The organism is Terrabacter sp. NPDC080008 (genome assembly GCF_040702505.1).
Taxonomy (GTDB): Bacteria; Actinomycetota; Actinomycetes; order Actinomycetales; family Dermatophilaceae; genus Terrabacter.
On sequence record NZ_JBFBLC010000007.1, the window covers coordinates 193,851 to 204,497 of the forward strand.

Annotated in this window: 10 protein-coding genes; 4 read left to right on the forward strand and 6 right to left on the reverse strand. The window is 73.2% G+C overall.

Annotated features, from left to right (window positions below; translation table 11 throughout):
• Positions 1-5: 5 nt before the first annotated feature.
• The 3 genes from AB0316_RS18680 to AB0316_RS18690 all read right to left on the reverse strand — a co-directional run bounded on the left by AB0316_RS18680 (position 6) and on the right by AB0316_RS18690 (position 5,177).
• Positions 6-1,121 carry an alpha/beta hydrolase-fold protein gene (locus AB0316_RS18680; RefSeq protein ID WP_366274581.1) on the reverse strand — a complete coding sequence of 372 codons (1,116 nt, stop codon included), beginning with the start codon at positions 1,119-1,121 and terminating at the stop codon, positions 6-8.
• Positions 1,112-4,504, reverse strand: coding sequence for a bifunctional lysylphosphatidylglycerol synthetase/lysine--tRNA ligase LysX (gene lysX, locus AB0316_RS18685; protein ID WP_366274583.1), 3,393 nt, complete (start codon positions 4,502-4,504; stop codon positions 1,112-1,114). Before lysX ends, AB0316_RS18680 begins: the two co-directional genes overlap by 10 nt.
• Before the next feature lie 190 nt (positions 4,505-4,694).
• A complete protein-coding gene (locus AB0316_RS18690; RefSeq protein WP_366274658.1) occupies positions 4,695-5,177 on the reverse strand; it encodes a MarR family transcriptional regulator in 483 nt (160 codons plus the stop codon).
• An 80-nt stretch (positions 5,178-5,257) separates the two neighbouring features.
• Here AB0316_RS18690 and AB0316_RS18695 point away from each other — a divergent pair, with 80 nt between their 5' ends.
• From AB0316_RS18695 to AB0316_RS18705, 3 genes are all read left to right on the forward strand, one after another.
• Entirely contained in the window at positions 5,258-5,446 is a 189-nt protein-coding gene (locus AB0316_RS18695) for a hypothetical protein (protein WP_366274584.1), read from the forward strand.
• A gap of 100 nt (positions 5,447-5,546) precedes the next feature.
• Positions 5,547-5,870: a hypothetical protein gene (locus AB0316_RS18700; RefSeq protein WP_366274585.1), complete on the forward strand. Its 324-nt coding sequence runs from the start codon at positions 5,547-5,549 to the stop codon at positions 5,868-5,870.
• Positions 5,871-6,005: 135 nt separating this feature from the next.
• Positions 6,006-6,332, forward strand: a complete 327-nt coding sequence (locus AB0316_RS18705) for a hypothetical protein (protein ID WP_366274587.1) — start codon at positions 6,006-6,008, stop codon at positions 6,330-6,332.
• Positions 6,333-6,362: 30 nt separating this feature from the next.
• On the opposite strand, the gene AB0316_RS18710 is transcribed toward AB0316_RS18705, so the two are convergent.
• Complete coding sequence (locus AB0316_RS18710; RefSeq protein WP_366274588.1) at positions 6,363-7,364, reverse strand: aldose epimerase family protein; 1,002 nt, start codon at positions 7,362-7,364, stop codon at positions 6,363-6,365.
• A 146-nt stretch (positions 7,365-7,510) separates the two neighbouring features.
• On the opposite strand from AB0316_RS18710, the gene AB0316_RS18715 reads away from it, so the two are divergent.
• Positions 7,511-8,752, forward strand: a complete 1,242-nt coding sequence (locus AB0316_RS18715; protein ID WP_366274589.1) for a D-arabinono-1,4-lactone oxidase — start codon at positions 7,511-7,513, stop codon at positions 8,750-8,752.
• Here the strand turns inward: AB0316_RS18715 and AB0316_RS18720 are convergent.
• Positions 8,742-10,025, reverse strand: coding sequence for an AGE family epimerase/isomerase (locus AB0316_RS18720; RefSeq protein ID WP_366274591.1), 1,284 nt, complete (start codon positions 10,023-10,025; stop codon positions 8,742-8,744). The genes AB0316_RS18715 and AB0316_RS18720 overlap by 11 nt on opposite strands.
• A gap of 61 nt (positions 10,026-10,086) precedes the next feature.
• Complete coding sequence (locus tag AB0316_RS18725) at positions 10,087-10,647, reverse strand: MarR family transcriptional regulator (protein ID WP_366274593.1); 561 nt, start codon at positions 10,645-10,647, stop codon at positions 10,087-10,089.

A 10,647-nucleotide genomic window follows, 5' to 3' on the forward strand; every position in this document is an offset into this window, starting at 1 on the left:
GCCCGTCAGCCACGGAAGCCCGGCAGGGTCTGGGCCAGCCACGACAGGGCCACCGGGACGTACGGGGTGACGAGCGCGTCGTGGTGGCCGCCGCGGGCGAGTACGGTCCCGGTGACGTCGAGCGGGGGTCGCGCGGCGCTCAGCAGGGCCGAGGTGGTGGGGTACGACAACGAGTCCTCCCGGGAGGTGAGCACCCACATCGACACGGGTGGCGGGGCAGTGCGGGCGAGGGCGACCAGGTCGTAGCCACGCTGCGCGGCACTGCTCCGAGGATCGTACGCGGCGCTGAAGTCCGGCCGGAAGTAGCCGGCGAGGACCACGGCAGCGCCGTAGACGTCGGGGTGGCGCATCGCGACCGACGCCGCACACCACCCACCGGAGGAGTAGCCGAGGGTGGTCCAGCCCAGCCGGCTGCGCTGGACGCGGAAGTGCTGTGCCGTCCAGGCGGGCAGGCCGCGTGCGAGCCAGCTGTCGGTCTGTGGCTCGGTCGGCGCGCCGTCGACGCACTCGGTGTCCGGCGCGGTCGCGGTGTCGATGGTCGGCACGACGACGATCGAGGGGGAGAGCCGGTGCTGCGCGGTCAGGCGGTCCACCGTGCTGAGGACGCCGAGGCGCAGGAATCCCTGTGGCCCGCTCGGCAGCGCCGGCAGGCCGACGATGACCGGGTAGAGCCGGCCCGAGCGCGGGTTGTAGCCGACGGGCAGCTGGACGTAGACCTCGCTCCGGGTCCTCGAGCGGCTGTCGCTCACCGTGAACACCTGCAGCCGCGTGCCGGGGTGGGGCAGCGGCGGCAGCACCAAGGGCGAGCCCACCACGGGCAGCCCGGGGCCCTGGACGTGCGCTGCCGCACCGCCGGGTGGCTTCCCGCCCTGGTGCACCCGCACGGTGTCGGCGCGGGCGCCGAAGAGGTCGCTCCAGCTCGAGTAGAAGAGGTACTGGTCGTTGAGCGCCGCGCCCGCGAGGGCGAGGACGAAGACGTTGAGGGCGACCACCTGGAGGGCTCGCACGACGCCACGGACCACGGGCCCGCCCCGGCGGGGCGAGCCGGCGACGATCAGCCCGAAGGCGGCGACGGCGAGGAGGGCGAGCAGGACGACGAGGCTGGTGTCCGTCAGCTCCATGCAGGGCTCGCCTCTCGCTCGGTCCGGGGCTGCGCGACGGGGCGGACGAAGGGGAAGGTGAGGACCGAGCGGATCGAGGTGTTGGTCAGCAGCATCACGAGCCGGTCGACTCCGATGCCGAGGCCGCCGCTCGGCGGCATGCCGAGCTCGAGCGCGTGGAGGAAGTCCTCGTCGACCTCCATGGCCTCCGGGTCGCCGGCGGCCGCCTTGAGGGACTGCTCGGTCAGGCGGGCGCGCTGGTCGACCGGGTCCGTCAGCTCGCTGTATGCGGTGCCGATCTCCATCCCGGCCACGACGAGGTCCCAGCGCTCGACGAGCCCGGGGGTCGCTCGGTGCTGGCGGGTCAGGGGCGAGGTCTCCACCGGGAAGTCGGTGTAGAAGGTGGGCAGCACCGTGGCCGGCTCGACGAGCTCGGCGTAGAGCTCCTCGATCAGGGCGCCGGCGCCCATCTCGGGACGCACCCTGATGCCGTGGGTCGAGGCGAGCTCGAGCAGCACGTCCATGTCGGTACCGAGGTCGACCGGGCGTCCCACGGCCTCGGAGACTGCCTCGAGCACGGGCACGACGGGCCACTCGCCGCTGATGTCGACGAGCTCGACCGCTTCAGCGGGCGTGCTGTCGGACGACTGGGGACGCCCCCCGCGTCCCACCGGCAGCGGCATGACCTCACGGCCGTGCACCGCCCGGGCCGCCTCGCGGACCAGGCGCTCGGTGAGGTGGCGCATCGTCGTGTAGTCGGCGTGCGGCTGGTAGACCTCGAGCGAGGTGAACTCCGGGTTGTGGGTCGAGTCGGCGCCCTCGTTGCGGAAGTTGCGTCCGAGCTCGAAGACGCGTCCGAGTCCGGCGACGAGCAGCCGCTTGAGGTGCAGCTCCGGGGCGATGCGCAGCGAGAGGTCCACGCCGTACGCGTTGATGAACGTCGTGAAGGGACGCGCGGTCGCGCCGCCGTGCACGCTGTGCAGCATGGGGGTCTCGACCTCGAGGAAGCCGCCGTCGGTGAGAGTCCGGCGGATCGAGGCGACCACGGCCGAGCGCCGGCGGAGCAGCTCCACCTCTCGCGGGTGCACGAGCAGGTCGGTGGAGCGGTTGCGGGCGCGAGCGGTCGGGTCGTCGAAGGCCCGGAACGGCACGGGATGCAGCGACTTGGCCTCCATGCGCCAGTGGTGCACGAGCAGGCTCGGGGTGCCGGATCGCGACCACCCCATGGGCCCGTCCACCCGCACCAGGTCGCCGGCGTCGACGAACGCGGTGAAGCGGTCGAGGCAAGGGCGACCGACGCGAGCGGCATCCAGGAGGACCTGCACCGTCGCATCGCCGTCGACGAGCGTGGCGAAGAGCACGCCACCGTGGTCGCGGATCTCCCGCACGCGGCCCACCACCGACAGGTGCTCGTCCGTCGGGTGCGTCGTGTCCGTCGCGGGGCGCGACCCGGCGCGGTCGCCGTCCAATCGCCCGCAGAGCTGTGCGATGGGGGTGGTGGGCGTGGTGGCGGCGCCCACGGGGTAGGCCTCGACCCCCGCGGCACGCATCCGCTCCAGCGTCGCCGCCCGGTGCCGGTACTGCTCGGTGCGGCGGGGGCCGAGCGCCTCCACGTCGACGCTCGGGGTGGAGACCGCGGCGGCACGTGCGAGGTGCTCGGCGTCCAGCTCGCCCCTGGCATGGCCGAGGGCGGGGTAGCGGATGAAGCCCTCAAGGGCTCCCGCGGCGACGGCCACCTGCGGCAGCGACACGGCGTCGTCGTAGCAGAGGAAGCGCGGCTGCCACTGCGGCTCGTACTTCTCGTTCGACCGGTAGAGCCGCTCAAGCTGCCAGAAGCGGTCGAAGAAGCCCAGCACCGAGGCGCTCACCCGGGTCAGTGAGCCCGAGCCGATGCGCTCGGCGTCCTCGAAGACCCCGCGGAACATGCAGAAGTTCAGCGACACCCGCGACAGGCCGAGCTCTCGGGCGTGACCCAGCAGCTCGGTCACCATCAGCTCGGTGACGCCGTTGGGCGCGTCGGGGGAGCGCCGCATGACGTCGAGGGAGACGCCGGAGCGTCCCCACGGCACGAGCGAGAGGACGCCGGCCAGGGTGCCGTCGGCCCCGTGCGCGGTCACGTGCAGGATGTCGCCGTCGGCCGGGTCGCCGGCACGGTTCAGGGCCATCGAGAAGCCGCGGTCGGTCTCCCCGCCGCGCCAGGCCTCGGCGCGGTCGGTGATCTCGGCCAGCTCCTCGGGCCGCAGGTCGCGCTGGCGGCGCACCTGCACGGTCAGGCCCGCGCGGCTCGCGTGCGCCACGGCCCGGCGCAGCGGCGCGAGGGACGCGCGGCGCAGGTCGAAGCGGCGGGTCTCGACGATGGCCTCGTCGCCGAGCACGAGCACCCGCATGCCGTGCGCCGCGGCGTAGGCGCGTGCGGCTCGCTCGCTCGCGCCGAGCACCGCCGGCACCCAACCGAACTCACGGGCCTCCGCCCGCCACGCCTCGATCGCCGGCTGCCAGCTGTCCGGGTGGCCGACGGGGTCGCCGGAGGCGAGCGAGACACCGGCGACGACCCGGTAGGTGACGGCTGCCCGTCCGTCGGGGGAGAAGACCGAGGCCTTGTCGCGGCGGATGGCGAAGTAGCCCAGGGAGTCGTCGGAGCCGTGGTGGGCGAGCAGCTCGCGCAGTGCCACCTCGCGGTCGGCCGACCACCGGCTGCGGGGCCGGGCCGAGGCGAGGAACAGGGTGACGGCCGCGAGGATGGTCAGGCCGGCGAGGACGGCGACGACGTCCACCACCCACGGGGGCACGAGCAGCGCGGTGCGACGGCTCACCCCGCCGAACACCTCCAGCACGGTGTCGACGAGCGGGTCGACCTGCGACTGCGGAGCGCCCACCGCGCCGATGAGCAGCCACGCGACGGCGAGGGTGATGGCGGAGCCGCCGGCCAGCGCCGCCACCGACAGGCCCCAGGAGCCACGCTGCAGCCGGCCCGTGAACTCGTGACGGATGCGCCACAGCCACCACAGGGCCAGTGCGGCGACCACGGTGGAGACCACGTCGAGGCCACGGCCGAGGCCGCCGCGGCTGACCCACATCTCGGTGAGCGGCACCTCCACCGACGGCACGAGTTCCTCCAGCCCCACATAGATGCCGAAGACCTGGAAGGCCGCCACGAACCACAGCCCTACGCGCTTGCGCCCGAGCAGGGCGCGCGTGGCGAGCGCGAGGACGACCACCGACACGAAGGTGGGGGCGACCGGGATGTTGAGCAGCCCGAAGAACTGCTCCGCGAGGATCGGGTGAGGTCGCCGCCGGCCGAGCAGGGTGAGCAGGAGCGCGGTGACGGTGGCGAGCGCGTAGAGCCCCGTGAGCAGTCGCGCCGGCCGGTGTGGTGCCGGCGCACGCGAGGATGAGGTGGCCATGCTCACAGGTTCCACCCTGCCGCTGGGCGGTTGCTGCAGGTTCGCTGCAGAACCGCTCACAGTGTTCGTGCAGCAGACTCCCAGCCTCGAGATCCGCCCGGGGCCGCTGTTCGGCCTTGGCAAGTCGCTGCCGGTCAGTCCGTCGTGCTCAGTCCGTCGCCGTCAGTCCGTCGCCGTCAGTCCGTCGCCGTCAGTCAGTCGTCGTCGCCGCGATGACGCGCGTGAGCGCGGCGTGCAGGGTCCTGAGGTCCTCGACGGGCAGGCCGAGGCGCTCGACGACCTGCGGGGGCACCTCGAGGGCGCGCTGCCGCAGCTGGCGGCCGCGGTCGGTCAGGGTCAGGGCCAGCGCCCGGTCGTCGCCGGGATGGCGCTCCCGGCTCACCAGGCCCGCGGCCTCCAGGCGCTTGAGCAGGGGAGACAGGGTGGCCGGCTCGAGGCTGAGCAGCCGTCCCACCTCACGCAGCGTGAGCGGCGATCGCTCCCAGAGGGCGAGCATCACGAGGTACTGCGGGTGGGTCAGGCCGAGCGGCTCGAGGATGGGGCGGTAGAGCGCGATGACGTTGCGGGCCGCGACGGCGAGGGCGAAGCAGACCTGCTGGTCGAGCTTGAGCAGCTCGTCCGGCGAGACCGAGGCTGCAGGCGCCCGGGAGCTCGGCTGGGGGCTGCTGGCCACCTCGTCCTCCTCGGTCCATCGTTCGGTGAGATGCGAGTACACTAACAGTTCGTACACTAATCATCCTGGAGGCGTTAATCGTGTCGAGCTCGAAATCCCGCGACGGGCTGTCCATCGGCTATCGCATCGGCTACCGCATCCGGATGTTCGTGCTGACGATCTTCGGCCCGGCCCAGCTCGGGGAGAGCAACGATCCCAAGGCGCGCCTGGAGCGGGAGCGAGCTGCTCGGATCGCTCGCGCCCGGGCAGGCTCCTCCGGTTCCGACTGACACGGTCCGGCATCACTCGCCCCGTCCGTTCGCCAGGGCCGGTGCGTCGCCGGTGGGTCGGTGGGTACGTCCTGAAGGACACCGCGACGGAGGGAGAGACATGGGTGACCGCGTAGGGCTTTTCGTCATGCTGGCCATCGTCATCGTGCTGGCAGCGATCCTGTGGGTCATGATCCCGCGGCGACGCACCAAGGGCGACGTGGAGCACGAGACGCTCAACCCACGGGTCGAGGCGAAGGACGGCGGGTCCGTCCCGCCGCCGGACCCTGACCGGCTCGTCGGCAACCCGCCCGCCGACGTCCTCGACGCCTCGGGTGACGGCAGCGCCGTCGCGGGCGCCGGCGCGGGGGGATGGACCCCTGACGCTCGCGACCCGCTGCGCGCGCCGCCGAACGACGTGGGTCACTCTCCCGACACGACCTGACCCGTCCCGCCGGCACGCAGACCGCACCTCCCGGCGCTCCGCGCGGCGCTACGACCTCTTGTCGACCGGGGACGCTCCGCACCGCCCGGGAGTACCCTCTGAGGTGACGGGGACCGCACACCGGGAGGTGCCGTCGTGGGTGATGGCTTCGGAGAGTTCGTTCTGCTGCTCATCGTGGTGATCTTCATCGTCGGGTTGGTCGTGGTGGCACCGCGACACCGGTGGCGCGGCAGCGACGGCAACGAGACGCTCAACCCGCACGTGCCCGAGACCGAGCGTCGGCGGCGCGACCACCCCGAGGGCGCCGAGCGGTCGCACCTCGTGGGCAACCCCCCGGTCGACACCATCTGCGCCGACGGTTGGGGCGTGGCCAGGCCCGGCGAGGGCGCCGAGCCCGTCGATCTGCCCGAGGACGTCCACCCCGAGCTGCACGAGGAGCCCCGGCACCTGCGCCGTCACTGACAACCGGGCGTGGCGGCCAGCCGCCGGCCCTCAGCGCTCGCGGCCGAGGCGCCAGGTCGTCGTGCTGGAGTGGACCTCGCCCGCGCGCAGCACGGTCGAGGGGAAGGCCGGCTGGTTCGGCGCGTCGGGGAATCCCTGCGTCTCCAGGGCGATCCCTGCGCGGGGGCCGTACGCCGTCCCGGACGTCCCGGTGACCGTGCCGTCGAAGTGTGCCCCGGTGTAGACCTGCACTCCCGGCTGGTCACTGTGCAGCTCCAAGGTGCGGCCCGAAGCGCCGCGCAGCGACGCGACGTGTCGGGCGCCCACGCCTGAGACGACGAAGTTGTGGTCGAGGCCCTGACCGAAGACCAGCTGCTCGTCGTCGGCCGCGAGCACCTCGCCGAGCCGGGTCGCCCGTCGCAGGTCGAACGCGGTCCCCGTCACGTCCCGCAGCTCCCCGGTGGGAAGCAGCTGGGCGTCGGTGGGGGTGAACGCATCGGCCGACAGGCGCAGCTCGTGGGCGTCGACCGGCCCGCTGCCCTCGCCGTCGAGGTTGAAGTAGGTGTGGTTGGTCAGGTTGACCACCGTGTCGCGGTCGGCCGTCGCGGTGTAGTCGATCCGGACCGCACCCGGCTGCACGGAGTAGGTGACCGTCGCGTCCAGAGCGCCGGGGAAGCCCTGGTCGCCGTCCGCGCTGTGCAGGGCGAGGCGCACGTGCTGCGGCCCCCGGTCGAGCACCGTCCACTCCCGGCGGTCGAAGCCCTCGAGCCCGCCGTGCAGCGCGTTGCCGTTCTCGTTGGCGGCCAGGACGTGCGTCGTACCGTCGAGGGTGAAGCGGGCCCCGGCGATCCGGTTGCCGAAGCGCCCGATCGTCGCCCCCAGGTAGCCGCCGTCCACGGCATACGTCATCGGGTCGGCATGTCCGAGAACGACATTCGTCTCGCCCGTGTCGTCGGTGACGACGAGGCGGCGGATGGCGGCCCCGGCCGTCACCACCTCGAGGAGCAGGCCCTCGGTGACGAGCTCGACGGACGTCGGCGTTTCGGGTGGCATGCGAGGCTCCTGCTGCGGTCGAGGGGTCGGGCCCGGCGCGGGCCGTCCGGCAAGCCTGCCACTGGTGGGCGCCCCGTCCCAGCCGACGAGCCCGGTGCCTCCGGCTCGAGCGGCGGCAGCGGGGTCGGGTGCCGCAGACTGTGGGCATGGCGAGCGCGGAGAACAACTGGGCCGGCAACCACACCTACCGCGCGCGGATCGAGCGGGTGCGGTCCGTCGAGCACCTGCAGGAGGTCGTGGCGGCGGCCGAACGGGTGCGCGCGCTGGGCACCCGCCACAGCTTCACCGACCTGGCCGACCTTCCTGACGGTGGTGTCCTCGTCTCGCTCGCCGACCTCCCGCCCGTGGTGGAGGTGGACTCGGCCGCCCGCACGGCGCGCGTGACGGCAGGGACGGCATACGGCCTCGTCGGGTCGCGACTGCAGGAGCAGGGGTGGGCGCTGGCCAACCTCGCCTCGCTGCCGCACATCTCGGTGGCGGGCGCCGTGGCCACCGGCACGCACGGGTCGGGCGTGCACAACGGCTCCCTCGCGACGGCCGTCGCCGCCCTGGAGGTCGTCGGTGCCGACGGGGAGCTGCGCACGGTGCGCCGCGGCGACGCGGACTTCCACGGCAGCGTGGTCTCGCTCGGGGCACTCGGTGTGGTCACTCACGCCACGCTGGACGTCGAGCCCAGCTACGACGTGCGGCAGACGGTCTTCACCGGGCTGCCCTGGGACGCGGTGGAAGCGGAGCTCGACGCCGTCCTGTCGAGCGCCTACAGCGTCAGCCTCTTCACCCGCTGGGCCGAGGGCATCGACCAGGTCTGGGTCAAGAGCCGCGACGGCGACGTGCCCACCGAGCTGTGCGGGGCGTCACCGGCCGGCGCGACGGTGCACATGCTGGAGGGCGGTGACTGCGAGGCGGTGACTGCGCAGCTCGGAGAGCCGGGGGCGTGGCTCGAACGGCTGCCGCACTTCCGGATGGGCTTCACCCCCAGTCGCGGGGAGGAGCTGCAGAGCGAGTACCTCCTGCCGCGCCGCCACGCCGGCGCGGCGGTCGAGCGCCTCCGGGCCCTGCGCGACGTCGTCGCACCGGTGCTGCAGGTGAGCGAGCTGCGCACGGTGGCCGCGGACGAGCACTGGCTGAGCAGCGCGTACGGCGAGGACGTCCTCGGTGTGCACTTCACGTGGGCCCGGGAGCCCGAGCGTGTGCACGCCGTGCTGCCGGCGGTCGAGGAGGCCCTCCTGCCGCTCGGTGCGCGTCCGCACTGGGGGAAGTGCTTCGTCGCGGAGCGCGACCGGCTGGAGCCGCTCTACCCGCGGATGGGCGACTTCCGAAAGCTGCGCGACCGGCTCGACCCCGACCGCACCTTCGACAACGCGTTCCTGCGACGCGTCATCGGCTGACGTCGACGGCTTTCCGGCGGCGGTCCCGCAGGGCACCGGCGAAGGAGACCATCGGCCCGAGCGCTCCCACGAGCGAGGCCTGGTAGGCGTGGTAGACGTCCGGCCGGCCCGTCCACACGGTGCTCGACGGGGTGAGGTCCGGACCAAGCTCGTGGCGCCACGAGCCGTCGTCGTCGACGAAGCGGTCGTGTGCGTGCTGCCACCACCGGTCGTACCACTCGGCATACGTGGGGTCCCCGGTCGCCAGGTGCAGCGTCCGTGCCGCGCAGATCGCCTCAGCCAGGACCCAGTGCAGGCGGTCCCGGACGACCGGGCGGCCGTCGAAGTCCGTGGTGTAGACGAAGCCGTCCTCGCCGTCGACGTGCCAGCCGTCCTGCACGCCGACGTCGAAGAGGGATCGGGCGTTCTCGAGCAGCCACCCGGGCGCCTCGGCGCCCAGCGCGTGACGCACGTGCAGGCACAGTCGTGCCCACTCGAGCAGGTGTCCCGGGGTCACGCCGTAGGGCCGGAACGGATCGGCTGGGCGGTCGCGGTGGTAGTCCGGCAGCGGCTGCCAGTCCGGCGTGTAGTGCTCCGGGAGCCGGAACGCCCAGGCGCGGGCCACCTCGTGCACCAGCCGCTCGACGGTCCGCAGGGCGTGGCCGAGCCACCGGGGGTCCCGGGTGACGTCCCACGCGGCGAGCAGCGCCTCGACCGAGTGCATGTTGGCGTTCGCCCCGCGGTAGTCCTCGAGCGTCGTCCAGGTGCGGTCCCACGAGTCGGCTGCGAGCCCGTCGTGATCGCCCCAGAAGCCTTGGTCGAACACGTGCAGCGCCTCGTCGAGGAGGGCGTCGGCCCCTGGCCGGCCAGCAGTGAGCGCGCTCGCGGCGGCCAGGACGACGAATGCGTGCTCGTAGGCGCGTTTGTCCGTGACGGCCGGCGTGCCGTCGGCGCGCACCGAGGCGAACCACCCGCCCCACTCGCGGTCGTGCAGCAGGCCTCCCGGAACGAGCGCCTCGATGCCGTGGTCGGCGAGCTCCTCGCAGGTCGCGTCGCCCTCGAGGACCCCCAGCGCCGCCACATGGGTCATCCGCGCCGAGACCCACAGGTGCACGCCGCGGTCGGCCAGCAGGTGGCCGTCGTCGGAGAGCCAGCCGAAGCCGCCGTCGGGCCGTCGGGCCCGGCCCACCAGGGTGCGCAGCAGGCGGCGACCGCGGAGGAGTTGCACCAGGTGCTGCTCCTCGTCGGGGTGTGGGTGCTGCGGGCGCTGTGGGCGCTGGTGCTGGTCGGGCACGCCTCCAGTCTGACGAGTCCGTGGCGGCGCGGAGGCCGGGTCGTCGACTTCCGGTGTCGGCTCAGAAGTCGCCGGCGCTGCGGCGCAGCCGGGTCAGCACGTCGACGAGGGAGCGCACGTCCTCGGTGCCCAGGTCGGGCCGTTCGAACACCTCTGTGTTGAGCGCCCTGGTGGCGCGTTCGGCGAGCTCGCGCCCGGTGGGGGTCAGGGCGACGAGCATCGCGCGCCGGTCGTCCGGGTGCGTCGAACGGGTGACCAGCCCGGCGTCCTCGAGGCGGTCGACGGCGTTGGTGACGCTCGTCGGGTGCACCTGCAGGCGCGAGCCGATGACCTTCATCGGCAGCGACCCCCGCTTGCTGAACCACAGCAGCATCAGCACCTCGTAGCGGGCGAAGGTGACGCCGAGCGGCTTGAGGGTCGCCTCGACCCGAGCCAGCACGATCTGGTGGGCGCGCATGAGGGAGGTGATCGCGGCCATGCCGTCGGCCGCCGCGACCCAGCCCTGCTCGGTCCACTGCTGACGAGCGCGGGCGATGGGGTCGAAGTCGAGCCCGGATCCGACACCGCTCGTAGGGCTCACGGAGCCGGCACTGCTGGCCGGGGCGCTCGTTCCCGCAGTCAT

Coding starts and splice junctions, on each gene's coding strand:
- AB0316_RS18725 (WP_366274593.1), bottom strand. CDS start 10,647: ATGACTGCGGGAACGAGCGCCCCGGCCAGCAGTGCCGGCTCCGTGAGC.
- AB0316_RS18710 (WP_366274588.1), bottom strand. CDS start 7,364: ATGCCACCCGAAACGCCGACGTCCGTCGAGCTCGTCACCGAGGGCCTG.
- AB0316_RS18700 (WP_366274585.1), top strand. CDS start 5,547: ATGGGTGACCGCGTAGGGCTTTTCGTCATGCTGGCCATCGTCATCGTG.
- lysX (WP_366274583.1), bottom strand. CDS start 4,504: ATGGCCACCTCATCCTCGCGTGCGCCGGCACCACACCGGCCGGCGCGA.
- AB0316_RS18715 (WP_366274589.1), top strand. CDS start 7,511: ATGGCGAGCGCGGAGAACAACTGGGCCGGCAACCACACCTACCGCGCG.
- AB0316_RS18680 (WP_366274581.1), bottom strand. CDS start 1,121: ATGGAGCTGACGGACACCAGCCTCGTCGTCCTGCTCGCCCTCCTCGCC.